Annotated in this window: 27 protein-coding genes; 15 read left to right on the forward strand and 12 right to left on the reverse strand. The window is 27.1% G+C overall.

Translation table 11 applies throughout. The features are described from left to right. Positions 1 to 17: 17 nt before the first annotated feature. The gene (locus APAC_RS03280) at positions 18 to 461 is read right to left on the reverse strand and encodes a bacteriohemerythrin (protein ID WP_130232757.1); all 444 of its coding nucleotides are present in this window, start codon (positions 459 to 461) and stop codon (positions 18 to 20) included. A gap of 154 nt (positions 462 to 615) precedes the next feature. On the opposite strand from APAC_RS03280, the gene APAC_RS03285 reads away from it, so the two are divergent. The 7 genes from APAC_RS03285 to APAC_RS03315 all read left to right on the forward strand — a co-directional run bounded on the left by APAC_RS03285 (position 616) and on the right by APAC_RS03315 (position 9,398). After that, entirely contained in the window at positions 616 to 2,070 is a 1,455-nt protein-coding gene (locus APAC_RS03285) for a protein adenylyltransferase SelO (protein ID WP_130232758.1), read from the forward strand. 123 nt (positions 2,071 to 2,193) lie between these two features. After that, positions 2,194 to 2,901, forward strand: a complete 708-nt coding sequence (locus APAC_RS03290) for a peroxiredoxin (RefSeq protein WP_130232759.1) — start codon at positions 2,194 to 2,196, stop codon at positions 2,899 to 2,901. Between the two features lie 191 nt (positions 2,902 to 3,092). Then, positions 3,093 to 3,698 carry a TetR/AcrR family transcriptional regulator gene (locus APAC_RS03295; RefSeq protein WP_130232760.1) on the forward strand — a complete coding sequence of 202 codons (606 nt, stop codon included), beginning with the start codon at positions 3,093 to 3,095 and terminating at the stop codon, positions 3,696 to 3,698. Continuing rightward, on the forward strand, positions 3,688 to 3,918 hold the full coding sequence (locus APAC_RS03300) for a DUF2798 domain-containing protein (RefSeq protein ID WP_130232761.1): 231 nt from the start codon (positions 3,688 to 3,690) through the stop codon (positions 3,916 to 3,918). The genes APAC_RS03295 and APAC_RS03300 overlap by 11 nt, the downstream gene beginning before the upstream one ends. Before the next feature lie 16 nt (positions 3,919 to 3,934). Beyond that, positions 3,935 to 4,984 (forward strand): efflux RND transporter periplasmic adaptor subunit, encoded by a 1,050-nt coding sequence (locus APAC_RS03305; protein WP_130232762.1) that lies wholly within the window; start codon positions 3,935 to 3,937, stop codon positions 4,982 to 4,984. 8 nt (positions 4,985 to 4,992) lie between these two features. After that, complete coding sequence (locus APAC_RS03310; protein WP_130232763.1) at positions 4,993 to 8,121, forward strand: efflux RND transporter permease subunit; 3,129 nt, start codon at positions 4,993 to 4,995, stop codon at positions 8,119 to 8,121. Between the two features lie 11 nt (positions 8,122 to 8,132). Beyond that, the gene (locus APAC_RS03315) at positions 8,133 to 9,398 is read left to right on the forward strand and encodes a TolC family protein (RefSeq protein ID WP_130232764.1); all 1,266 of its coding nucleotides are present in this window, start codon (positions 8,133 to 8,135) and stop codon (positions 9,396 to 9,398) included. A 58-nt stretch (positions 9,399 to 9,456) separates the two neighbouring features. Here the strand turns inward: APAC_RS03315 and APAC_RS03320 are convergent, their stop codons facing one another. From APAC_RS03320 to APAC_RS03330, 3 genes are all read right to left on the reverse strand, one after another. After that, on the reverse strand, positions 9,457 to 9,762 hold the full coding sequence (locus APAC_RS03320) for a type II toxin-antitoxin system RelE/ParE family toxin (protein WP_130232765.1): 306 nt from the start codon (positions 9,760 to 9,762) through the stop codon (positions 9,457 to 9,459). Further along, entirely contained in the window at positions 9,762 to 9,962 is a 201-nt protein-coding gene (locus APAC_RS03325) for an addiction module protein (RefSeq protein WP_130232766.1), read from the reverse strand. The genes APAC_RS03320 and APAC_RS03325 overlap by 1 nt, the downstream gene beginning before the upstream one ends. A 264-nt stretch (positions 9,963 to 10,226) precedes the next feature. After that, positions 10,227 to 11,423 (reverse strand): IS110 family RNA-guided transposase, encoded by a 1,197-nt coding sequence (locus tag APAC_RS03330; RefSeq protein WP_130232234.1) that lies wholly within the window; start codon positions 11,421 to 11,423, stop codon positions 10,227 to 10,229. Between the two features lie 242 nt (positions 11,424 to 11,665). On the opposite strand from APAC_RS03330, the gene APAC_RS03335 reads away from it, so the two are divergent. Continuing rightward, positions 11,666 to 12,271 (forward strand): RraA family protein, encoded by a 606-nt coding sequence (locus APAC_RS03335; RefSeq protein WP_130232767.1) that lies wholly within the window; start codon positions 11,666 to 11,668, stop codon positions 12,269 to 12,271. A 3-nt stretch (positions 12,272 to 12,274) separates the two neighbouring features. Here APAC_RS03335 and APAC_RS03340 read toward each other — a convergent pair whose 3' ends face one another. Then, positions 12,275 to 14,302 carry a sensor histidine kinase gene (locus tag APAC_RS03340; protein ID WP_130232768.1) on the reverse strand — a complete coding sequence of 676 codons (2,028 nt, stop codon included), beginning with the start codon at positions 14,300 to 14,302 and terminating at the stop codon, positions 12,275 to 12,277. Between the two features lie 197 nt (positions 14,303 to 14,499). Between APAC_RS03340 and nhaA the strand changes: the two genes are divergently transcribed. The 7 genes from nhaA (at position 14,500) to APAC_RS03375 (ending at position 20,683) form a co-directional block, all read left to right on the forward strand. Continuing rightward, complete coding sequence (gene nhaA, locus APAC_RS03345) at positions 14,500 to 15,837, forward strand: Na+/H+ antiporter NhaA (RefSeq protein WP_130232769.1); 1,338 nt, start codon at positions 14,500 to 14,502, stop codon at positions 15,835 to 15,837. A gap of 25 nt (positions 15,838 to 15,862) precedes the next feature. Beyond that, positions 15,863 to 16,543 carry a response regulator transcription factor gene (locus tag APAC_RS03350; protein WP_130232770.1) on the forward strand — a complete coding sequence of 227 codons (681 nt, stop codon included), beginning with the start codon at positions 15,863 to 15,865 and terminating at the stop codon, positions 16,541 to 16,543. After that, complete coding sequence (locus tag APAC_RS03355; protein ID WP_130232771.1) at positions 16,533 to 17,918, forward strand: ATP-binding protein; 1,386 nt, start codon at positions 16,533 to 16,535, stop codon at positions 17,916 to 17,918. The genes APAC_RS03350 and APAC_RS03355 overlap by 11 nt, the downstream gene beginning before the upstream one ends. Before the next feature lie 123 nt (positions 17,919 to 18,041). After that, the gene (locus APAC_RS03360; protein WP_130232772.1) at positions 18,042 to 18,380 is read left to right on the forward strand and encodes a hypothetical protein; all 339 of its coding nucleotides are present in this window, start codon (positions 18,042 to 18,044) and stop codon (positions 18,378 to 18,380) included. A gap of 141 nt (positions 18,381 to 18,521) precedes the next feature. Next, positions 18,522 to 18,887, forward strand: coding sequence for a hypothetical protein (locus tag APAC_RS03365; RefSeq protein ID WP_130232773.1), 366 nt, complete (start codon positions 18,522 to 18,524; stop codon positions 18,885 to 18,887). A gap of 332 nt (positions 18,888 to 19,219) precedes the next feature. Continuing rightward, a complete protein-coding gene (locus APAC_RS03370; RefSeq protein WP_130232774.1) occupies positions 19,220 to 19,846 on the forward strand; it encodes a CBS domain-containing protein in 627 nt (208 codons plus the stop codon). Further along, positions 19,847 to 20,683: a DMT family transporter gene (locus tag APAC_RS03375; protein WP_130232775.1), complete on the forward strand. Its 837-nt coding sequence runs from the start codon at positions 19,847 to 19,849 to the stop codon at positions 20,681 to 20,683. Here APAC_RS03375 and APAC_RS03380 read toward each other — a convergent pair. The 7 genes from APAC_RS03380 to sufC form a co-directional block, all read right to left on the reverse strand. Next, positions 20,640 to 22,436, reverse strand: coding sequence for a sensor domain-containing diguanylate cyclase (locus tag APAC_RS03380; RefSeq protein WP_130232776.1), 1,797 nt, complete (start codon positions 22,434 to 22,436; stop codon positions 20,640 to 20,642). The two genes, APAC_RS03375 and APAC_RS03380, sit on opposite strands and share 44 nt — an antisense overlap. Positions 22,437 to 22,512: 76 nt before the next feature. Continuing rightward, positions 22,513 to 22,665: a hypothetical protein gene (locus APAC_RS13225; protein ID WP_170170098.1), complete on the reverse strand. Its 153-nt coding sequence runs from the start codon at positions 22,663 to 22,665 to the stop codon at positions 22,513 to 22,515. A 12-nt stretch (positions 22,666 to 22,677) separates the two neighbouring features. After that, a complete protein-coding gene (locus tag APAC_RS03385) occupies positions 22,678 to 23,025 on the reverse strand; it encodes a metal-sulfur cluster assembly factor (protein WP_130232777.1) in 348 nt (115 codons plus the stop codon). A 10-nt stretch (positions 23,026 to 23,035) separates the two neighbouring features. Continuing rightward, positions 23,036 to 23,443, reverse strand: coding sequence for a SufE family protein (locus tag APAC_RS03390; RefSeq protein ID WP_130232778.1), 408 nt, complete (start codon positions 23,441 to 23,443; stop codon positions 23,036 to 23,038). A 2-nt stretch (positions 23,444 to 23,445) separates the two neighbouring features. After that, entirely contained in the window at positions 23,446 to 24,630 is a 1,185-nt protein-coding gene (locus tag APAC_RS03395) for an aminotransferase class V-fold PLP-dependent enzyme (RefSeq protein ID WP_130232779.1), read from the reverse strand. After that, positions 24,623 to 25,657, reverse strand: a complete 1,035-nt coding sequence (locus tag APAC_RS03400) for a SufD family Fe-S cluster assembly protein (protein WP_130232780.1) — start codon at positions 25,655 to 25,657, stop codon at positions 24,623 to 24,625. The genes APAC_RS03395 and APAC_RS03400 overlap by 8 nt, the downstream gene beginning before the upstream one ends. After that, entirely contained in the window at positions 25,644 to 26,399 is a 756-nt protein-coding gene (sufC, locus tag APAC_RS03405; RefSeq protein WP_130232781.1) for a Fe-S cluster assembly ATPase SufC, read from the reverse strand. The genes APAC_RS03400 and sufC overlap by 14 nt, the downstream gene beginning before the upstream one ends. Positions 26,400 to 26,411 lie beyond the last annotated feature (12 nt).

Raw genomic sequence — 26,411 nt, forward strand, 5'->3', positions numbered from 1 at the left:
CATAAATAAATATTATATTAGTGTTGCATAGCACAAGGACTAAGTCCTGTTTTAAAAAACATAGCAGTTACTGTATCCATAGTTTGTATGTGATTTACAAGCCAGTTTATTAAATCTACTTCTAAATACTTTAATAGTGTTTTTTCATCACCACTATTTTTAAAGTTTTCAATAATATATCGCATATGTTCTAAACATCTTTCGTGTTCACCTTTATGCATCATATATGGAGGGAAGTGTAATTCTAGCATTTTGTCTTCTTCACCTTTAAAATGATCAACTGTATGATTAAACCATTTTGTGTAAATTTCAATTACTATATTTTTATTATCTTCAGTTTTATCATTTTTGTACTTTTGTACTGTTTCATATAATTCATTTATTATTTCCACATCCTCAAAATGAACATCATTCATAAACTCTTCAGCTACTAAAGGAAGATTATTTTTATCTATTAACATTATATTGGCCTTTTTCTTTTTTAGAATTTTTCCATAATAAGGTTTTAATTTCCTTGATTAGTGTCAAGTTAATATAGGACAATATTTATCCTCTTTTATGTTTTCTTTTGATAGAGTTTTGTTTATTTACAAACAAATTTTAAAAGAGAATAAAATGAAATTAGATGAATTAGAATTACAAATAGATTATTTTGAATTTGATGAGAACTTATATCAAAAACTTCAAGCAACACCATTAGAAAATCCAAAACTTGTATCTTTTAATAAAGAGGCTTGTGATTTAATAGGACTTGATTATGAAGCTTGTGAAACTCAAAATTTTATAGATTTTATAAATGGTATTAAAGTTTTAAAAGGAAGTGTTCCTTATGCTATGGGATATGCAGGACATCAGTTTGGATACTTTGTACCACAACTTGGTGATGGAAGAGCTATAAATCTTGGAAGTATAAATGGCTGGCATTTACAAACAAAAGGCTCTGGACTTACAAAATATTCAAGACAAGGAGATGGAAGAGCAGTTCTAAGGTCAAGTATTAGAGAGTATTTAATAGGTGAAGCAATGCATCATTTAGGAATACCAACTACAAGAGCGTTAGGAATTATAGATTCAGATACCTATGCACATAGAGAATGGAATCAAGAGTCTTGCTCAATTGTAATGAGGCTTAGTCGATCATGGATTAGAGTAGGGACTTTTGAATATTTTGCAAGAACAAAAAATGCAATTGAAAATATTAAACAATTATCCGATTATGTAATAAAACAATCTTATCCACATTTAATTGATGTTGAAAAGAAATATGAAAAGATGTTTTACTCAATAGTTGATAAAAGTGCCGAACTTTTAGCCCAATGGAGCGTTTATGGTTTCCAACATGGAGTTATGAATACAGATAACTTTTCAGTTGCAGGTCTTACTATTGATTATGGTCCATTTGCATTTATGGATTATTTTGAAAAAAACTCAATTTGTAATCACACTGATTCAGAAGGAAGATACTCATATAATAACCAGCCTTTTGTAGCTAGATGGAATCTTGCTGTTTTAGCAAACTGTTTAGAAAAAATATGTGATAGTGAAAAATTAAACTCTTATTTGGAGACATTTTTAGCTCAATACCAAAAAGTATATTTAGAGATGATGAATAAAAGAATAGGTTTAGAAGCTTCTAAAAGTGGAAATTTAAATTCTGATTTAATCAAAGAGTTATTAGGAGCTTTAGAGACTTCAAGAATGGATTATAATGTTTTCTTTTATAGATTAACAAATCTAAAATCATTTGAGGACCTAAGTAGTATTCTAAATATAGCAGTATTTCAAGAGCCAATAAAAAATTGGTTTGAATCTTATAAAAATGTATGCTTAGAACAAAATAGTAGTTTTAGAGATAGATTTGAAATTATGAAAAAAGTAAATCCAAAATATATATTAAAAAACTATATGATTGAAGAGGCTATACAAAAAGCTCATGATAGAGACTACTCTTTAGTAAATGATTTACTAAAAATTGCTCAATCACCCTTTGATGAACATCCTGATTTTGAACACTATTCAAATCCAACTCCTATTAAGTATGCAAATGTGAAATTAAGTTGCTCTTCTTAATATAAGTAAAACTTATTATTTTTTTATAAATTTATATTATAATTTAAGAATAGATTAAGCTAACAAATTATAGAATACTTTTATCAAAGGAAAAAAATTATCCAATGATGTAAGGAGAATATTATGGCTTGTGATACAGGTTCAAAACCAATTGAAGAAAATGAAAACGTTATAAATAATGAAAATGAAAATAAAGAAATAAAAAAGGAAGAAAATATGAGTTCAAGTTTAGTTTTAAGAAAAGCGCCAGAGTTTAAAATGGATGCATACGATGCAGCAACAGGACACTATAAACAAGTAGCAAGTAGTGATTATGAAGGTAAATGGAGAGTAGTTTGTTTCTATCCAGCAGATTTTACTTTTGTTTGTCCAACTGAAATTGCAGCAATGAATGCAAAATATGATGAGTTCCAAGAATTAGGTGTTGAGATTTTAGCTGTATCAACTGATACAAAATTCTCTCACAAAAGATTTGTTGAGACTGAGCCATTATTAGCTGGGTTAAAACTTACAATTGGTGCAGACCCAACAGGAACTGTTTCAAGAGCATTTGGTGTTATGATTGAAGAAGAAGGTATTGCTTTAAGAGGAAGATTCTTAATTAATCCAGAAGGTACAGTTGTAGCTCAAGAAGTTCAAGCACCAATGGTTGGAAGAAATGTACATGAATTCTTAAGACAAGTTAGAGCTTGGCAACATGCAGAAAAAACAGGTGAGGTTTGTCCAGCAGGATGGGTTCCAGGTAAAAAAACGCTTCCAGTAAATACTGATGTTGAGCAAATGACAGGAAGAGTTGGTGATTATATCACTGTTGATGAGATTATGTCATAACCATTGAAATTCAAATTCCACTACTACTATATACACTAACATATTTATAAGGTTCAAGGGGTTTCCCCTTGGGCCTTTTTTTATGTAATTTTTTTTATGACCAATGGTCAATTTAAAAAAGAATTAAGTTTTCATGGAATATAATTTATATTGACCGACGGTCAGTCAAAAAAATATTTAGGAGTTGCAATATGCCAAAAATTGTAGATAAAGTACAAAAAAGAAAAGATATTGCATTATCATGCCAAGATTTAATTTATGATGTAGGAGTAAAAAAGCTTACTGTTGCTCAAGTTGCTAAAACAGCTGGAATTGGCAAAGGTACAGTTTATGAATATTTTGAAAATAAAGATGATATTATTTTTGAGATTATTAATATCCATATCCAAAAACATCATGAAAGCTTTTTAGAAAGTATAAAAAATGTTGAAACAACAAGAGAAAAAGTATTTCATTTTTTTAAATTTGTTATGGATGATAGTGAAGAAAATTTAAAACATTTTAATGGTTATAAAGAGTATTTATCAGTTGTTTTAAGTGACGAAAATTATGATATGAAGTTTTTTAATAATACATGTCATTTATTTTTTAAAGAACAACTAAAAAAAATTATTGAAGAGGGTATTAATAAAAATGAATTAATAGATCAATCAATTAATTTTGTTGATGGATTAATGCATTTTGAAAAGGGTGTTGTTTGTGCAAAGATGACACAAGTTGAATTTGATGCAAAAAAAGCTTGTGAAGATTTTGTAAATAATTTATTTGATAATTTAGAGGTTAAAAATGATAAGTAGAAAATATGAAAGAGTAGTATTTGCTTTTTTTATGTCTTTATTTATGAGTTTTATCATGAGCTTTATAATCTCTATAATAAATTTAGGTTTTGTTGATGGTTTTATGTATAAATGGATGAAAGCATTTGGATTAGCTTTTATGTGTGCTTTTCCTATTATATTTGTAGTTGCCCCGATAGTACATAAAATTGTGCATAAATTAATGAAAAATATTGATTAAGATAAAAGGAATTTATATGAAAAGAATAGGAATGGCAATATTTGTTGTGTTTTTCATGATGGCTAACTTTATTGAAGCAGCAAGTAAAGCACCTTCTTTAGTTGAAGTTGAAACATTAAAACAACAAGAAGTAAATGATTTACAAGAGTTTGTTGGAACTGTAAATTTTGATAAAAAATCAAAAGTGGCAAGTCAAAGTAGTGGTATTGCTAAAAAAATAAACTTTGAAGTTGGACAGAAAGTTAAAAAAGGTGATGTGTTAGTTGTAATTGATTCAGATGTTTTAAACGCACAAATTAATGCTGCAAAATCTTCAGTTAATATGTACTCAGTACAGTTAAAAAATGCAAAGAAAAATTATGACAGATATAAAGCTTTAGTTGAGAAAAAATCAATTGCACAAAAAACTTTTGATGATGCAAAGTTGGAGTATGATGTAGCAAAAGAGAGTTTAATAAGTGCAAAAGCAAATTTAAATGAATTAAATATTCAAAAATCAAAAAAACTTATAAAAGCACCATTTGATGGAATAGTAGTTGAAAAAACTGTAAATAAAGATGAGTGGCTAAATCAAGGTACTTCAATAGCAACTGTCGTAAATACTAGTGATGTGGAGATTATATTTAATCTTCCTATTTCTTTTATTAATGGACTTGAAATAGGTCAAGAATATGATGTGAATATTTCAGGAAAAAGTGTAAAAGCAAAATTATTTGCAGCAATTCCAAGTGGGGATAAATTAACAAGAACTTTCCCTGTTAGATTTAAAGCAACTATTAAAGATATGTTTATTTTTGATGGAGCTCAAGCAAAAGTAAATTTTGCAAAAGAGTCAAAAAGTGTTGCTTTAGTAATAAATAGAGATGCTGTTATTAAAAGATTTAACATGGATGTTGTATTTGCAGTTGTTGAAAATCAAGCAAAAATGATTCCTGTAAAACCATTAGCATTTTTTGGTACAAATGCAGCTATTAGTGGACAAGGATTAGTTGAGGGTATGCAACTAGTAACAAAAGGAAATGAAAGAATATTTCCTGATATGCCTGTAAAAATTATAAATAAATAGGACTAAGAATGGATTTAATAAAATTTTCAATAAAAAATCCTGTAACAATAATAGTTTCAGTTCTTATTGTAGTTTTATTTGGTTTTTTATCATTAACAAAGTTACCTTATCAGTTAACTCCCAATGTTACAAAACCAGAGATTAAAATTACAACAACATGGCCAGGAGCTACTCCTTATGAGATTGAAAGAGAGATTATTGAAGAGCAAGAAGATGCACTAAAAAGTTTGAATAACTTAGTAGAGTATGAATCATCTTCAAAGGATAATTCAGGTGAAATCACTCTTACTTTCAAATTAGGAACAGATTTAAGAGCAGCACTTCAAGATGTATCTAACAAATTAAATGAAGTTAGTTCATATCCAGCTAATGCAAATGAACCTATTATTGAAACAGCAACAGCAAGTCCAGTTATTTGGATGATGTTACAAACTTTAGATACAAATGATAGACATATTGATGAGTATAAAACATTTTTCGAAAATGAAATCAAACCTGTTATAAAAAGAGTTAACGGAGTTGCTGGTACTATGGGTGGAGGAGGAAGAGAACAAGAGATGCAAATTAGTTTAGATACTAATAAACTTGCCTCTTATAATCTAACTATTCCTCAAGTAATAGGTATTTTACAAGCAGAAAATGTTGATATCTCTGCTGGTACTCAAAATATGGGTAGAAGAAGTTACAGAATTAGAACAGTTCATAAATTTAAAACACCTCAAGATATAAAAGATGTAATTTTAATTTCAAATAGAGAACAAAGAGTTACAGTAGGTGATGTAGCAAGTGTTGATTTTGGATATGCAACACCAAGTACTGTTGCAATGTTCTTAGGTAAAGATGGTATCTTTTTAGGGGTTCAACCAAGTAGTGATGCAAATATTGTTGCTTTAACAAATGAAGTTGAAAAAGTTGTAAATGAATTAAATGACACTATTCTAAAAAAAGAAGAACTAAAAATAAAATGGTTGTATGATCAAAGACCTTATATTGTTGGTTCTGTTGATTTAGTTAAACAAAATATTATGATTGGTGGTGCTTTAGCAATAATTGTTTTAATACTATTTTTAAGAGCTATTTCACCAACAGCTGTTGTTTCAATTGCTATTCCAATTTCAGTTATTGGTACATTCATTATTTTAGAGTCTATGGGAAGAAGTTTAAATACAATTTCTTTAGCTGGTATTTCATTTGCAGTTGGTATGTTAGTTGATAGTGCCATTGTAGTTTTAGAAAATATTGATAGGCACAGAAAAGAAGGAATGAGTATTCCTGAAGCTGCTTATAAAGGTGCTAGTGAAGTTTGGGGAGCTTTAATTGCAAGTGCATCTACTACTGTTGCAGTATTCTTACCGATTGTATTTTTACAAGATGAAGCAGGTCAGTTATTTAAAGATATTGCAATTGCTGTAACAGCAGCTGTAACATTCTCTTTATTTGTTTCAATTGCAGTTATTCCAATGCTTTGGAAAAAATTTGCTTCAATTTCTGGAAAAGAGCCAAGGGGTGAAAGTGGTTTAACAAAACTTGGGCATAAATTTGTAAACTTTATTATGGGATTTGTTAAATGGTCGTTAAAATCTACAATGACAAAAATAGCTACTATTATCTCATTTGCTGTAATCTCAGGGGCTACGATTTTTCTATTATTCCCTAAGTTAGACTATTTGCCTCAAGGAAATAAGAACTTAGTGTTTAATATTTTAATTACTCCTCCAGGTCTTTCTTATGAAGAAAGATATAATATGGGTGCATATTTAATGAAACAAATTGAACCTAATATTAATAATGATATTGATGGAGTTCCAGGAATAAGTAGAGCATTTTTTGTATCATTTGGTGATTTTAACTTATTTGGTGGTACTTCTATGCACGAAAGTCGAGCAAGAGAATTAATACCATTTTTTAGACCAATTGTAAATTCTCTTCCTTCTGTATTTGGAGTTTCATTACAATCAGGAGTATTTGAAAGTGGAATTGGTGAGGGTAAAACTGTAAATATTGATATTAGTGGTGAAAGTATTGAAGAAATAGCTGGTGTTGGTACAAAATTATTTATGGCAGCGCGAGGTGCAATTCAAGGTGCTCAAGTTAGACCAGTACCTTCAATAGAATTACTTTATCCAGAAGTTAGAATAAAACCAAATCAAGATGCCTTAAAAGCATTTGGTATGAGTTCAACTGATTTGGGAATTATGAGTGATGTTCTAATGAGTGGTAGAAAAATCTCTGATTATGAACAAGATGGAAAAAAGAAAATTGACCTTGTTTTAAAAGCTGATGATAGTTTAATTAAAACACCAGAAGATATATTAGCTACACAAGTTGCTTTACCAAATGGTGCTTTAGTTCCTATGTCTTCACTTGCAAGTTCAGTTGATACAACAGGTATTAGTGAAATTAGACACTTAAATGGTGATAGAACTATTACATTACAAGTTACACCACCTGAGCATATGACTATTCAAGAGACAATGGGTATTTTAGGTGGAGCTTTAGAAAAAATGAAAAGTGAAGGTGAAATCTCTAAAACAGTTGAAGTAGGTATTAGTGGTACAGCTGATAAGTTAACTGAAACAATTGCAGCTTTAAGTGGAAGTTTCATTTTAGCAATAGTAATTATTTATTTACTAATGTCTGCTTTATTTGGTAATTTCTTGTATCCAATTGTAATTATGTTTACAGTACCTTTAGCAACAGCAGGTGGATTTATTGGACTTGCTTTAACAAGTAATTTTATAGAAGAACAGCCTTTAGATGTTCTTACGATGTTAGGATTTATTATTTTAGTTGGTATTGTTGTAAATAATGCAATTTTAATTGTTCATCAAAGTTTAAATTATATTAGAAATGAAGGCATGGAGCATAAAAATGCAGTAATAGCAGCAACAAAATCTAGAATTAGACCTATTTATATGAGTTCATTAACTTCAATTTTTGGTATGTTACCTTTAGTTTTAGTGCCAGGTCCAGGAAGTGAATTTTATAGAGGTTTAGGTTCAGTTATCACTGGTGGACTTGCATTGTCAACTGTATTTACGATATTTGTTACGCCAGCACTTTTAATGTTCTTTATTAAATTAGAGTCAAAAGTTTCATCAATGTCTAATAAGCCAATTGATGTTAGTAAAGCATAAAGGATTAATTTATGAAAAAAATTTCAATATTATCATTAGCATTAAGTTCACTATTTTTAGTGAATGCTAATGCATTAAATTTAGATGAAGCAATAGATATAGCACTAAATAAAAACTTAGATATTAAGAGTTCTGAGTTTACTTATATGAAAAGTATTCAGAGTTTAAAACAGAGTAATTCAGCATACCTTCCAAAATTAGATTTAGGATATGCTTATAATAATACAGATGAAGCAGTTTTTAATAACAACCAATCAGAAACTACAGCTTTAAGTGCAACAGTTTCTTATAATTTGTTTAATGGTTTTAAAGATTTAGCAAATAAAAATGCTTCTAAGTATTTATCTCAATCATCTAAATACTCTTTAAATGCTACAAAACAAGATATTGTTTTAAGTGTAAAAAGTGCTTATATAAACTACCTAAATGCACAAAATTCACTAAAAACATATAATAGTGCTTATGAGTTATTTAAAGAGCAGTATGAAGATTCTAAAAATAGATATAACCAAGGATTAATTGCAAGAAATGACTTATTACAAGTTCAAGTAAATATGTCAAGTGCAAAGCAAAATGTTGTTCAAGCAAAAGGTGATTTAAAAGTTGTAAAATATCAATTATCTAATGTTTTAGGTGGCATTGATTTAACAAATGAAAATATAGAAAACTTAGATGAAAAAACTCTTAGTATTAAAGATTATGATAAGTCTAAACTTTCACAAAGAAGTGAAATACAAGCATTAGAAATGGCCTTAAAATCATTTAATCAACAAATAAAAGCAACAAAATCTAGTTATTATCCAACAGTTGATATTAGTGCTTCTCATAATAAATATTATGATACTTTTTCATTAAATAAATATGAAGCTATACCAAATGTTGATAATCAAAATAGTGCTAATATAACAGCAAGTTGGAATTTATATAGCGGTGGTTCAACTATGGCACAAGTTGAAAACTCTAAAATTGATTATAAAAATGCAATAAATCAATTAGATAAAACAAAACTTGATATAAATCTTCAATATGAAAATGCTAAATCAAATTTAGAGGTGGCAATTGATAATTTAGATACTTCAAAGTTATCATTAATTCAAGCAAAAGAGAATTATGAAATTGTTAAAAATAGATTTGATGAAGGTTTAGCAACAACTACAGATTTAACAGATGCCAATTATTTATTAACTCAAGCGCAACAAGGATATAATAAAGCATATTTTGATAAATATTTAGCAATTGCAAGTTTAGATAGAATATTTGAGATAAATAAATACTAAGGTTAGTTTTGCAAATCTTTCAAAAAGAGTTTAACTTAAACCCACACTCAAGAGGATTTCATCTAGTAACTGATGAAATCCTCTCAACCCAATAGTCAGGTTTTCTATGATGATGAGCAATTGCAATAATTAAAATGTGATTTTCTTCAACTGAATAGAGTAAATTAAATGGAAATTTATTTACAACACATTTTCTTATGTCTTTTCTAATTTCAGCATACATATTTGGGAATCTTTGTATTCGTTTTAAGGTATTGAAAATTTCTTTTTTAAACTTTTCCCCTAAATTTGTTTGTTGTTCTTCATAATAATCTTGCGAATCATAAAACTCTTGTTCGGCAATTTCTAGAAATAAAATATTCATTATTTAAAAATATTTTCCATTGGTACAGCCTTAAGCTCACCTTTTCTATAAGATTCAAGACGTTTATCAGCTTCTTCTGCCCAAATTTGATCTATTTCTTCATCAGGTTTGTCAAGACTTTTTAAAAGTTCATCTATAAGTTTTGACCTTTCATTGGCTTTTAGTTCTAGTGCTTGCTCTAATACTTCATTTATACTCATATTATAACCTTTTAATTTTATACTAAAAATTGTATCTAAAAAATGATAATAAAGCTGTTATCATCCTTTCAATACTTTACCATATTAAAGACTTAATAAAGAATATATCTAGGTGAACATAGAGATTATGGTGGTAGTAGAAAAATTGTTGCTACAATTATTGGTACTTAAAATACACTAAATTAACTAATTAGTATAATACTTTCTAAAGATTAAGGAGTCAACTATAAAGAAACCTAACTAAAAAACAAAGATTTTAAAGTTTCATTTGGAAACACCTAAAGCTAAATTTTCATCAAATTTGGTTTTGTTCTTTAACATTACAAATATTGTTTTTAGAAGTTTATTTGCAACAGCAATAACAGCTTGTTTGAATTTTTTACCTTCTTCTCGTTTTTTAGAGAAATAGAGTTTAAATTTTTCACAAGAACGAATAGTACCAATTGCCATTTGCCAAATAGTTCTTCTAAGGTTTGCATTACCTCTTTTAGAGATTTTGCCCCTATAGTTGATTGAAGTACCACTTTGTCTAACTGATGGGTCAATTCCTATAAAAGCACATAGTTGCTTTACGGAATTAAACTTATCAACAGAGGATACTTCAACCATAAAGTTTTTAGAAGTTACTGCTCCAATTCCTGGTATTGATTGTACTATATCAATATCATTGTTTATATCAGTATCTTCTAAAGAGTTTTCCAACTCAGAATCTAGAATAGATAATTCATCTTGAATAGCTATTAATCTTCTAATTTTAGAAGTTAAAACCTTTTCAAGATATTTATCGGATACGGCGATAGAAGTTTTTGCTAAGGCTAATATATCCTTTGCAGTAATTTTAACTTTATTGCCACTTGTATCATCTAAGATTCGTTGGATGGTCTTTTCCCTTAAGTTCCTAATTGCTTTACGGCTAGGAGCTTTAAGGAGCAGATTTAAAATGCTCTTTGTAAATATATTTGTGTTCTTTAACAATTCAGGGAATAATTGCACTAAATTAGCTTTTATTTCAGTTTTTAATCTTGCTACATCTTTCGAGAGGTTTTCTCTTTCACGGATAAGCGGTCTAATATTTTCAATATTATTAGTACTAGCAAGATGTAAAGATTGATATGATTTTAAACTAAATAGAGCAATTGAAGCTGCATCTTTTTTATCATTCTTAGTTTTTCTAAGGGTAGTTGAACCAATAAAACTCTTTATGAGTATTGGATTAATCACTACACACTTAAAACTATTTTCTAATAAAAAAGATAATAGTGGTAAATGATAAATACCAGTTGCTTCCATTGCTATTAAAAGCTCTTCTTTAGGATATGTGGATAAATACTCTACTAAAGTATCAAATCCATCTCTATTCATTGTAAGCTTTACTTCTAGTTTAATTTCACCACTATTTTCAAGTAGTGTTAAATCAAAGCTATCTTTAGAAATATCTATTCCTATGAATTGTTTATACATCACAAATACCTTTACAAATGTTATTTTACATACAAACAGATAAGTAACCTTACTTTTATCCTATCTCCATAATGACAGAAGCTCGAAGCTTAATCAACCTATTGGGATTTGAAGTAAGTGATAGACTCCTTGGAGATTTAATAAAACTTCATTAAAAGTTCTATCATTGATCTAAAAAAAATGTGATCATCTTACTTATCTCTTTGTATGTAATTATACAAAATTTATTAGTAGGAGTATAAATGGATTATGATAAATTTGCAGACTTTTCACCTTGTGATTATGCAGGACCTTTAAAAAGAGAGAGTTTTATGGATTGTGGTATAAAAGAGTTATGGCAAGGTATTCCAAGAATTTCTGGACCTGCTTTTACTGTTGAAATGGTTGGTGGTGAGAATTTAAGTTTGCATAGAGCAATTTATGAAGCTCCTGTTGGTTCAATTATTGTAGCTCAATCAAATACAATGGATTATGCTGTAATTGGTGGAAATGTATCTTTAATTGCTAAAAAAAGAGGAATTAAAGGTTTTGTGATTGATGGACTTGTTAGAGATATTGGTGAAATTAGAGAAAACCAAGTAGCAATCTTTGGAAGAGGTGTAATACCTATGCCAGGTGGTAAGAAAAATGCCGTTCCTGTTAATATCCCTATAACTGCTGGTGGAATATCAGTTAATCCAGGTGATATAATAGTTGCTGATGAAGAAGGCGTTGCTGTTATTCCAAAAGAGAAAGCTGAGGATATTTATGCTCAAACAAAAGCAAATGTACAAAAAGAAAAAGAGATGAGTTTTGAACAGTGGGCAGCAAATCACAAAGATAAAATTGATTCTTTTTATAAAATATAATAGTTAATATTTAGGAAGTTTGATTATAAAACAAGCTCCATATTGTTTTTCATTTTGATAATCAAAACTTCTATTTTCTATAGATAAAGAACCTTTTAGGTTTTTTTCTATAATCTCTTTGCACATATAAAGTCCAATTCCTGTTCCTTGAGATTTATGTTTTGTTGTAAAGTATGGATCAAAAATTTTATCTTTAATCTCTTTTTCAACTCCTCCACCATTATCAGTAATTTCAATTATGTTATGGTTTAGAGTTTGACTTATATGTATTTTTACTAACCTTTGAGTTTCTTTTTTTTCTATTAAAATATCTTTTGCATTATTTAAAATATTTAAAAAAACTTGAGTTAATTCATTTGGAAATCCTAAAGCCCTATATTCAGACTCTTTAACATCATCTATTATTAAAATAGCATTATTTTTATAGGTTGCATTTATTATAGTCATTGAATTTCTGTAAATCTCTAAAATATTAAACTCTATAGCTTTTTTATCTTGTCTAAAGAAACCTCTAAAATCTTCAATAGTTTGATTTAAAAAACTGATATTTCTTAAAATTGATGAATAAGATTTATCAATATCATCATTAGTTGCAAGATTTAATTCTCTTTGCAGTTGCATTGAAGTAACAGTTGAAGAGATAGCTGATAGTGGTTGTCTCCATTGATGGGCAATATTACCTATCATCTCTCCTAGTGCTGCGTATCTAGATTGTTGAATTAGAGTTTTATCTTTTTTTCTATTATCTTCAACTTCTTTCTTAATTTTTTCTTCTAGATTTTCATTTAATTCTTGAAGCTCTTTTGTTTTTTGAGTTACTAAATCTTCTAAGTTTTCATTTAAGAGTTTTAGTACTTCTTGGTTTTTAACCTCTTCAGTGATATCAGTTAAAACAACTATAATAATAAATGTATTTTCATCTAAAATCTTTTTTACAGCACTAATCGAAAAGTGACTGATACTACTAGCTACATCTCTTCTCATAGCAACTTTATGTGGTAGTTTGGGATTATTAATTATATATTCAAACCATTTTAAACCATCATAATCTTTATTTAATAAATAGTTCTCTTTATTAATATCTTGGAAAAAATCACAAATACATAAATGCTTAGATTTAAACTCATTAAAACTATTATAATTTTTAAAAAAATCAACTAATGATTTATTTGCATCAATCATTTTTTCACCATTACTAACTATTACAATATTCTTTTGTGCATCTAAAACACCACGATTTGATTTACTTTGTCTTTCTAGATTTTTTGTATTTTTATTAATTTGTAAAGCGATTGCAAATGCAATTATAAAAACTAAAGTAAAGATAGTTAATACAAGAATTATCTCTAGCTTAACATAATAATCCTCTTGCTTTTTTAGCTCTTTTTGTAGTGATTCAAGCTCCTTAGAACCTTCATATAATAATCTGTTAGCGTTTTCAGTAATTCTAATAAAAAAAGATGGAGTTCTTTTGTAATAGCTTTTAATTTCATTATTTAAATCTAAATATTTATTTATATTATTTTGCTCTTTATAAATATCTTGTTTTTTCAAAAGAGTAATCATATCTTCAATCATTTTTTCAAATTTTATAAGTTTAGGAAGAAGATCAATAGATTCTAAGGATATACTGTTTTCATATTTTTTATAAGTTATTGTTTCAGTTGTGAAACTTTGACCCGCAATATTTAATCTAATAACCCTTTGAAATGTTCCCCCATTTTTCAAAATATGTAAACTCTGTTTTATTTCATCGGTTCTTTTTGATATTCTTTTTTTTATTAATTCTCTACCTCTTTCATTTGTTGCTGTTGTTGCTAATTCATAAAAATCTGATCTTATTTTATATAAATCAGTCACAATATATCTTCCAATATAAATTTTTGATTTTAGGTTTTCACTCTTTTGAGATAGTCCATTTACTAATTTTTGAAAAAAAAGATGTAAAAATATAAGTGATAATAGGCCTATTGTAAAAACCATTACCAATAAAATAAGCTGACTTAATGTTTTAGAACTATTAATTTTCAATTTAGATATTCCATTTTTTTTTATTAATTCTTTTATACTCTCTATTTTACAATTAACAGTTTATTATTTCTTTAAACAAATATTTTTTTTTGATAATAAATTGTCAATAAATTGTCAATAATAAAACCATAAAAATATTGACACTTATTATGTATACTTTACATTTATATTATAAAATTTACTAAATAGGAATTTAAATGAAATTATATGCACCATGGGAAAAAGCTTTTAAAAAAGTCTCAACACCATTTGAAGAGTTTTTACATGCTCAAACAACAACAGGGTTGATTTTGATTGTGATGACTGTATTAGCTTTAATATTGGCAAACTCATCACTTTATGAATCATATTCACATTTCTTTCACCTAAATATTGATTTTAATGTTGGCTCTTGGGCCTTATCTCATACTTTGCATCACTGGATAAATGATGGTCTAATGGCAATATTCTTTTTTGTGATAGGTTTAGAGATTAAAAGAGAAATAACAGTAGGAGAATTATCAAATCTAAAAGTTGCGCTTTTACCGATTCTTGCAGCAATTGGAGGAATGGTATTTCCTGCACTAATCTACACAAGTTTAAATTATGGAACTCCTGGAAGTGCAGGTTGGGGAATCCCTATGGCAACAGATATTGCCTTTGCAATTAGTGCTTTAGTTTTACTTGGAAAAAGAGTTCCAACAGCACTTGTTACATTTTTAGTAGCACTTGCAATTGTGGATGATTTAGGTGCTGTTTTAGTTATTGCATTATTTTATACAGAGACAATTAATATGGTAGCTCTTGTATTAGCTGCATCAATGTTTTTTATAATGATAATGTTTAATAGATTTGGAATTCATATGATATTACCTTACTTTATTGTAGGTTTATTTATGTGGTTTTTTATGCTTGAATCAGGAGTTCATGCTACAATTGCTGGTGTTTTAGCAGCCTTAGCAATTCCTTCAACTCCAAAAAGAGTTCCATCAACTTTAGCAAAAGATACTAAACATCTTTTAGAGGAGTATGAAAAGTATCCAGAAAAAGAGAATTTTGAATTACATGAAGAGCAAAAAAAGATTTTAAATAATATCAAAGATAAAATTGATGAAGTAGGTACTCCTGCATCAAGATTAGAACATAATTTACATTTACCAGTTGCTCTTTTAATTATTCCTATTTTTGCTTTAGCAAATGCTGGAATAAAAATTGATTTTAGTTCAATTGGTTCAACAATTTTAGAACCTGTATCTTTAGGAATAATTTTAGGTTTAATTTTTGGAAAAGTTATAGGAATTTTTGGAGTTTCATGGTTAGCTATTAAATTAAATATAGCACAACTTCCAACTGGAAGTACTTTAAGTCAAGTATTTGGAGTTGCATTTTTAGGTGGTATTGGTTTTACAATGTCAATATTTGTTGCAGATCTTGCGTTTTTAGGAAATGCAGAATTAATCTTCCAAGCTAAGGTTGGTATTTTAAGTGCTTCATTGTTTTCTGGATTATTTGGATATTTTTGGTTAAAATCAGTTTCAGCAAAGAACAAACATTAAAATAATGTGAAACTAAAGGAAACTAGTGAAAAACAATAATGTTCTTTTAATCGAAGACAATTTAGAGTTACAAAACTTAATAAGTGGATTTTTAGAACCTTACAACTACACTTGTAAGGTTTTTTCTGATCCCTTTGAAGCTTTAAAAGAGTTTGAAGAAAACTTTACAAATTACTCAATTGTAATTTTAGATTTAGGACTTCCAGGAATGGATGGTTTTGATCTATTTAAAAAATTAAAAGAGATAAAAAATATTCCTATAATTATATCAACTGCTAGGGATGATATAGGAAATAAAATCCATGGCTTTGAACTTGGTGCTGATGATTATTTATCAAAACCTTATGAACCAAGGGAATTAGTTCTAAGAATTGATGCTACACTAAAAAGATACTCTAGTAGTAATGAAATGAATATAAATGATTTATATATTGATTTAGACAAAAAAAGAGTTTTTTTAGAAAATCAAGAAATTGAGTTTACAAAAATAGAATCAGAGATATTTTTTATGTTTGTAAACAATATAAATAAAGTAGTTTCTAGGGAAGATATCTTAAATCAAACAAGTCTAAAAAAAGATACAAAAAATAGAACAATCGATATGCACATAAGCAATATTAGATTTAAAATTAATGATGATTCTAAAGAGGCTAAATATATCAAATCAGTTTGGGGAATAGGGTATAAATTTATAAATGACAATTAGGCAAAGACTTTATATCTCATTCTCTTTAATCTTATTGATTACAATATTTATTATAGGTGTATTTTTTTACTCAATTTATAATTTCAATGAAGTACATTTATCTCAAAAACATAGATATGACCAAATTAGAAGGGTTGAAAAACTAAAGGAGTATAACAACTCTTTTTCTTGGATTGTATTAGATATTATTACTGATTATGAAAAAATAAATATTGTAAAAGAGAGACTTAATAAATCAGATGAGTTATTAAAAAAACTACTTTTAAAAAAAGAGATAACAATTGAAAACTCTGAATCTATAATTGAAAAAGAGAATCTTCAATTGATTTTCTTACAGTTTGAAAAAATACATAAACTAATTAGAAATGAATTATATGGAATAGTTTTAACAAAAGAAGAGAATAGAACTTTCAATGATTTCAACACAAGTTTTGAGTCTTTAAGTAAGCAAGTAGATGAGCTTTTAGATTATGAAATTGATTATTTGCAAAATGAACTTAATAAAACAGAAATAGATAAAAATAACTTTATTGATACTATAAAAATTGAGGTTGTAATTCTTTTTTTAGTTGCACTAATTTTAGCCCTTATAATATCTTCAAAAATTATAAGAGAGATAAAAGATAAACTTGATAAATTAAATAAAGGTGTCTTACAACTCTTTAATGATGATGAAAATAAAATTAAAGTTGATATTGGTAAAAACAATGAATTAAATGAAATTACTAATAATCTAAACTCATATTTAGAAAAACAAGAAGATATAATTCATTCAAGGGAAGAGCTACTTAGAAATATAAGTCATGAATTAAAAACACCAATTACAAAAGGTAAATTTTTATTAGAGAATCTAAAAGATAAACTAGATAAAAATGAACTATCAAATATAAATAGTGTTTTTGTTGATATTGAAGAGCTAACTAGTAAACTTCTTCAAAGAGAGAAATTAAATTTTGCAACTTTAAATATTACAAATTTTAAAATTAGTTCTTTGATATTAGAAGCTCTATCTAAACTCTCAATAGATGATGAATCAAAGATTGAATTAAATGTTGATGATGATTTTGAAATAAGTGCAGATAAGTACTACATGACAATGGTTCTAAAAAATCTAATCGATAATGCAATGAAATATACAAACAATTATCCAATAAAGATTCAAACACTTAATAATAGAATATATATTAAAAATTTAGGAAATAAATTACATAATGATTTAATATATTATACAAGACCTTTTACAAGGGATCCAAACCAGCAATTAGGTCATGGATTGGGATTAAATATTGTAAATAAGATTGTAAAAATGCATGACTTTACCTTAGATTATGACTATAAAGACTCTTATAATATTTTTATAATAAAATTTAAATAAAACCTTCCATCTTTTTTAAATATAAGTATTTACTATAAATATATCATAAGTTTAAATTAATAAAAAATGATTATAATTCTGAAAATTTATTGCAACTTAGTTGCAAATTAAATAAGGAATATAATGAAAAAAACTCTTTTTATAATTTTACTATTAAGTAGTATGGTTTATGCAAATACTCAACTTTCATATGAATACGGAAATAAAGATTATAATAATTCAATGACAAAAATTGATGGAAAAGTACAAAATATAAATTATAAATATTTTGATAAAAAGCAAGAACTAAACTTAAGTATGCAATCAGATAATGTTAATAGAAAACACTCAATTACAAATGTAAGTTTACCATCTTTAGATGTTGAAAAATATAGTGCAAAATACTCATATAATCTAAATAATGTTTTAGCTTTAAAAGGCTCTTTTATAAAAATTATAGATAATTTAGCTCCAACTGATTAGGGAAAAATTTATGGAGTTGGTGCAACTTATAATATTTCAAAAGCTCTTATTAGTTCAATTAATTATTATAAAAGTGATTACAAAGATTTTGACGTAAATCAATATGATATTAGTTTATCAAAAGCTTTTAAAATCAATAATTTGAGGCTTAAAGCAACAATCCTTGCAAAAAAAATAGATATTGATGGCAATAAATATGGTGCATATACTTTTAAAGATAGAGATTATTTTACTACAGGCTTAAAACTTGCAGGAAATTATAATGGATTTATTACAGGCTTTGCCGCTTTCTTTGGAGAGAGAATTTTTACAGTTTTAGATGATGGTATGAAAGTTCAACACCATGCAATGCAACAAGATAAAACATATATGTTTTCATTTGGTAAAAAGTTTAAAAACTTTGATATTATTGCAAAGTATTCATATCAAAATGGAAAAGAACTACCAGAAAATAGAGATGATGTAGATACAAAAGTAACTTCAATACTTTTTTCATATAAATTTTAATTAAATGTCAAGGAATTGTAAAGAGTAGTTACATTTTAAAATTTACATATCTCATATATAATATTTTTAGTTTAACTAAAATATTTAACCTTAAAGGATGTAATATGAACTTTGTTAGAAGTTTAATCGTATTAGTAGTAGTTTCTTTCTTGGCTATTGGTTACATTAGCTCAAGTTTTTAATTTTATGTTTTAAGGTTAATAAATTTTTTATTAACCTTTTATATACTCTCTTTAGTTATTTCCCCTTTAACAATTTTCTTATTAAATCTTTAAAGTTTAATGTTATACTATTGTAATAAAATCAATTAATTTTATATAAAAGGTAAAAAAATGTTCGCAATATATAATAAAGGGAGTGTAGGATTTAGAAGTACAGTAGATAACCTGTATGAATTAAAAAAAACTGATGCTCCTGATGCTGTTCAATTAAAGCCTAATGATGATGATTTATTTCAAGAGTATTTAACTTCAAAAAAAGGGAAAGATACTCAACAAGCGATAAATGCATATAAAAAAGTCGCAAATATTGATACTTCTGAACAAGTATTTCATGTAAAAGATATTATGACTTTAGAACCTGTTTATATAGACCAATCAATAACAATCCAAGAAGCCTATGATAAATTAAAAGATGTTGAGGTTAATCAACTTCCAGTATTAGGCTTTAGCAAAAAAATCATGGGTATGATAAATAAAAAAACTATCTTAAATCTTATAATGGATGATATATCAAATATAAATAATATTTTAAATAGAAAAATTGAAGATATTTATCTTGATGAGGTTTTAACAACAGACCCTATAACAGATATAAGAAGAGTTGCAAAAGTTATGCTAGATTTTAAACTTGATGCAATTCCTGTTGTGACACAAGAGGATATTTTAGTTGGAATAGTTTCAAAAACAGATATTATAAAGGCTGTTTCACATATACCTAAATTTCAATTATGGTCATAAATGCAACTTTTTATTTTAGTTTCACTCTCACTTATATTTTTAAGTGCAAACTCTATTTTTGCAAGAATGGCATTAATTACCCAAAATATTGATGCTTTCTCTTTTACTTTTTTACGTATACTTTCAGGGGCAATTTTACTTTTAATAATATATTTTTATAAAACTAAAACTCTGAAATTTGATTTGAAAAAGAACTGGATAAGCTCTTTTATGCTTTTTTTATATGCCATTTGTTTTTCATACTCTTATGTAAATATGGAAGCAGGAGTTGGAACTTTAATTCTTTTTGCAAGTGTTCAAATAAGTATGATTTTAATAGCAATTTTTTATAAAGAAAAGTTTAGTTCAAAAAAAGCTTTAGGTGTAATTATAGCTTTTAGTGGACTATTTTATTTATTGTATCCCAAAGAAGAGTTTTCCTTATCTTTTTATCACTCTTTTTTAATGATATTATCAGGTATCGCTTGGGCTGTTTATAGTGTTCTTGGGAAAAAATCAACAAATGCTACTTTAAATACAACTGATAATTTTTTAAAAGCTACACTATTTGTTATTGTATTTATGTCTCTTTTTATTAGTGAATTAAAATTTGATTTATATACTGCAAGTTTAGCAATTATATCTGGTTCATTAACATCTGCAGTTGGGTATTTGATTTGGTATTTTGTTTTACCTAAAATGAAAATTACAACAGCAAGTATATTGCAGCTTTTAGTTCCTATTATTGCTATATTTTTAGGAGTTGTATTTTTAGATGAAGCTCTTACTTTTGAGTTGATTATTTCAACGCTACTTATTCTTCTAGGGATTTTAATAGCTCTTTTTTGGGCTGGCTAAATAGATATCCTTGAGAAAAGTTAATACCTAACTCTTTAATAATTTTTTGAACATCTTCATTATGTACAAACTCTGCAATTGAAGATATATTTACATTCTTTGCAAAAAATGCAATAGCTTTTGTAATTTCATAACTTCTTTTATCTTTATGAATATTTTTAATATATTTAGCATCAATTTTTATAAAATCAACATCTAAATCTAAAATTCTTTCAAAATTAGAGTATTCAGCACCAAAATCATCTATTGCAATTTTAAATCCTTGTTTTTTAAGTTCAATTAGTTGGTTTAAATGGCTATCTTTCCCACCTGTACTAACACCCTCTAAAATCTCTAAAATAACTCTATTGGGATTTATATTATATTTGGATGCTTGCTCTTTTAAGTAATCCACCAAATACTCTTCTGCTAAATCATCTTCTGTAATATTTATTGAAAATGTGTAGTCGTTAGAAAGCATTGTCTCAAAACTTTTTTTAATCATAATTTTAGTTATATTAGGAATTAAGCCAGCTAATTTAGCGATTTCTAAAAATTCAAATGGACTAATTACTTTATCTTCTAATTCAATTCTAACTAAAGCTTCATATTTATTAATTAAGTTTTTCTCATTGTCATATATACCTTGAAAATAAGCAACAATTTGATTATTATCAAGGGCATTTTTTATAATGTTAGTATATTTAATAAATTTTTCTCTGTCTTTGTAATTTAGATTATCAAATTTATCAAAGATAATGAATTTGTTTTTTCCACTCTCTTTTGCCTTTTTTAATGCAGTAGATGCTTTTCTTAATAGATTCTCTTCTCCAAAAGTTGCTCCATATGAGAAAGTAATACTAATTTTAATTTCATTAATATCAATCATGTGATTTAAAAAATATTGTTGAATTGAATTAATCTTACTTTTTATATCAATTTCTTTATCATAAACTAAGGCAAACTCATCAGAATTTATTTTACATAAAGTATCAGCATGAAAGTTGTTTTTTAACACTTTTGAAACATCTTTTAAAATTTTATCACCTATATCAAATCCATAGGCTGTATTAATATAACTAAAACTATTAATATTTAGAAGAATTAAGCTCTTTTCACCTTTTTTCTTTAAAACATTTTCTAAATAACTTTTATTGTATAAATCAGTTAATTCATCATGATAAGCTAAATATTTCATTTTATTATTAGTTTTTCTATTTTTCAAAACAATGCTTATTATTGTTGAGGCTGTTTTTAAAAGTTTCTTATGAAATGCACTTGGAGCTCGATGTTCAAAAGATGATAATGCAAAAGATCCAATTACTTCTTTATTTTCATTAGTAATTGGTGTTGACCAGCATGCGCAAATATTAAAATCTCTAGCAAACTCTCTTAGGTTTGTCCATCTTTCATCAATAAATGTATTTTGGATATATTGGGGTTTATTATAATAAACAGCATTTCCACAAGAGCCATTATGAGGGCCAGGGCTTAGATCATACAATAGTTTTTTTGCATCATTAGGTATAGAAGGAGCAGCTTCAACATCTAAATCACCATTATGGTTTTTTATTAATATTGAAGCCACTGAGTTTTTTAGTAAAGATTCTGCCATAATACATAGTTGATCTAAAATTTCATAGGTTTGTTGGTTTGATGCAACCATATGAAGTATCTTTTCTTCTAAATCTAATATATTATTATAATCTTCAGAACTAATTTCTACTTCATTACTAAATTCTAATTTACAACTATTATTGAGTTTGTTTCCCATAATTAAATCCATGATAATAATACAAATGATACTATTTAAATCTTAAAAATAAGTTTATAATAATTTTTTTATGAATTTAATCAAAATATTTAAAATCTTTATCTTCGCTTCCATCTTTTTTTCTATTTTTAAACTTCCACATAGTTATAAAATATTTAATAGAAGCGAAAGATAAAATAATAGCTATTACAAATAATCCTATATAAACTAATAAAACAGCTATTTCCATAACAAACTCCTTTTAGAACATCGCAGCTCCACTTGCTCCCATGATTTCTCTTGCCTCTTCAGTCATAAGTTCAGGACTCCAAGGTGGAGTAAATGTAAGATTTACTTTTGCTTCATCTACTTCATCAACAGCAAGTGTTACATATCTAACTTGTTCTACTAAACTTTCTGCAACAGGACAAGCTGGACTTGTAAGAGTCATCTCAATAACACAGTGTAAATAGTTCCCTTTTTCTTGTAAATCTATATTATATATTAACCCTAAGTCATAAATATTTGCTGGAATTTCTGGGTCAAATACATTTTTTAAATTTTTTATAATCTTTTCTTTAATTTCATCTTTATCAAAATTTGTACTCATTTTTTATCCTTTACGCATTTTGCGCATACTCTTTTATCTTTTTTATCATTCCAATAACTCCACTTTGTCTATTTGGAGTAATAACTTCTGATAAATCAAGTTCATGAACTATATCCATATCAACCTCTTTTAACTCTTCAATTGTAGAGTCAGAAAAAATCTTTAATATCATATAAACTAAACCTTTTACAATTATTGCATCACTAGTTCCATGAAAATATAATTTACCATCTTTAATTTCACTTGTTAACCAAACCTGAGAAGTACATCCATGCACTATATTTGCTGGAATTTTATCATCTTCAGGAAACTCTTCAAGTTTTTTACCTAAATCTATAATATATTCATATTTTTGTAATTCATCTTCAAAAAAATCTAAATCTTCTTTAATATCTGCAACTCTTTGTTCTATACTCATTTTTAATCCCTTAACATATTTAAAGCTCTTTTTAGTGCATTTATTAGATTATCAACATCTTTGTAGTTATTATAAAATGCAATAGAGACTCTAATTGTTCCTTTTATTCCAAGTTGTTTCATAATTGGTTGGGCACAGTGATGACCAACTCTTAAAGCTATTTTCATCTTATCGATTAAAATTCCAATATCATCATGAACAATTCCTTCAAAATTAAAACTTAGACTTCCAACACAGTTATCTATGTCATTATAAAAAATAATTCCATCAAGTTTTTCTAACTCATTACGTAAATATTTATATACATCATTCTCTATTGTTTCAATATTTGCATATCCAACATGGCTTAAATACTCAATAGCTTTTCCAAAACCAATAACACCTGCTATATTTTGAGTTCCTGCTTCAAACTTGTATGGAGAATCAAGTAGTGTTGAACCATAAAAATCAACTTCATGAATAGTTGCTCCACCTGTTTGATATGGTTTTAATTCATTTAAATATTGCTCTTTTACATAAATAGCACCAACTCCCGTTGGAGCAAATGTTTTATGTCCAGACATTGCAAAGAAATCACAATCAAACTCTTGCATATCAACTTTTAGATGAGCTAAACTTTGTGCCCCATCCACTAATACAACTGCACCATAAGAGTGAGCTAATTTTGTAATAGCTTTTATATCATGAATCTCTCCAAAGGCATTTGAAATATGTGTAATACTTACAAAAGCTTTTGGATTAGCTTTTAGTAATTCTTCAAAATGCTCCATATCAAAGTTCAATCTGTCATCACATTTAACTACTTCTAAACCTTTTCCTATTGTTCTTCCTTGCATATGCCAAGGAACAACATTTGAGTGGTGTTCTAAACTTGAAATAATCACTGTTTCAAAATCAACAGCAAATGAACTTGCAATAAAATTTATTGATTCAGTAACACCTTTTGTAAAGATAATCTCCTCATTTTTTGAAGCATTAATAAACTCTTTTAATATTTTTCTCGCATTTTCAAACTCTCTTGTTGCTTTATTAGCATCCCCAAAATTACTTCTATGTGTATTAGCACAATATTTTGTATAGTAATCAATTTGTGAATCAATAACAACTTTAGGTTTTTGCGTAGTTGCTCCATTATCCAAATATGTGATATCACTATTTGAAAAATATGGGAAATCCTTTTTAAACATATTTTCTCCTATCATATTGCACCACAAACTCTTTTACAAGTTCATCTTTTAAATTTTGTGCAATATCTTTCTCAAAAGCTTCTAATAACATATTATATGCATTATCTTTTGAAATACCCCTTGATTGAAGATATAATAACTGCTCTTTATTTAAAGACCCAGTTGTAGCACCATGACTTGCTTCAAGTTCATCAATAAATATCTCTAAATGAGGTTGAGCAAATATAGTTGCATCATCACTTAATAAAATAGTATCACTATTTTGAAATGCCTTTGAATTAGGTGCACTTTCATTTACAACAGATGTTGCTTTAAATACAGCTTTTGAACTCTCTTTTAATGAGTGCTTATAGTTTATGTTACTAAGGGATTCTTTTTCATTGTGGATAGTTTTAATTAAATTTGCACAATTTGCATCACTATGTAACTTTACTAATCCATTAAGATTATAAGTAACACTTTGTTTTTCAATAATATTTTGAATTGTATTTACTATAAACCCATCACCATACTCAAAGTTTGAAAAATCTAAATTTGAGTTTTCATCTTGTGAAACTAAAGTATTAAATAGCATTGAATTTGAACTACTAATATCTTGAACTTTTACATACTCCAAATTAGCATCTTTTTCTAAATGAATATTTCTATTTATGCTTAAAGCAGAGTTTTGTCCATTTGTAATAAATAGTTCAACTACTTGAGCTTTTATTCCTTGACTAACTTCAATTTTAATAGAGTTTGTAAAAAAAGTTTCATCTTCGCTGATTTTATGAATTAAAAATATTGGCTCTTTTATATTTTTATCTATCTTTAAAACCTTTTGTTTTACATCAAAATTTCTTGTGATATCAAAAAGTGGTGAAGCATAAGTAGCTTCATCAACCACTTCTTCTAATCCCATAATATCAATTTCTAAAGTTTCAACATTTTTAAAATCATAAGAAAAAAGTGGGTCAAAATTTATCTTTAAAAACTCTTCCTCTTTTTTCTTTGGTAGTCTTAAATCTTTTGTATTAATTACTTTCATCTTTAATTCCTATTGCTTCATAACCTTTTTCATCAAGTTCAAGTGCAAGGCTATAATCACCTGTTTTTGCAATTTTTCCATCATTAATAATATGTACAAAATCAGGTTTAATTAACTCTAATAATCTATCATAGTGCGTAATCATAATAATTGATCTTTTCCCATCAAGCATAGAGTTGATTACATTTGCAACTATTTTAATAGCATCAACATCAAGTCCTGAATCTATTTCATCAAGTAAGATTAAATCAGGTTTTAACATAAGTAGTTGAATTAATTCATTTCTTTTTTTCTCACCACCACTAAAACCATCATTTAAATCTCTTTGAAGTAGTTTTCTATCTATATTAAATTTTGCAGTCTCTTCTTTTGTAAGTTTTAAAAACTCCATTGTATCGATTTCATCTTCTCCATTATAAGCTCTTTTTTCATTAATAGCTGTTCTTAAAAAGTAGCTATTATTTACTCCTGGAACTTCAACTGGAGATTGGAAACTCATAAAGATTCCTTCATTTGCTCGCTCACTCACATCAAGTTCTAATAAATCTTTATTTTTATATGTGATGTTTCCATCCGTTACATTACAGTCATAGTGAGCACTTATTGTTTTAACAAGTGTTGATTTACCAGCACCATTTGTACCCATGATCGCATGTACTTCACCTGGTTTAACCTCTAAGTCTAAACCTTTTAAAATTTCATTCTCATTTATATTAACGTGTAAATTTTCAATTTTTAACATCTTGTTTTCCTT

Source organism: Malaciobacter pacificus (assembly GCF_004214795.1).
In the GTDB taxonomy this organism is placed as follows: domain Bacteria; phylum Campylobacterota; class Campylobacteria; order Campylobacterales; family Arcobacteraceae; genus Malaciobacter_A; species Malaciobacter_A pacificus.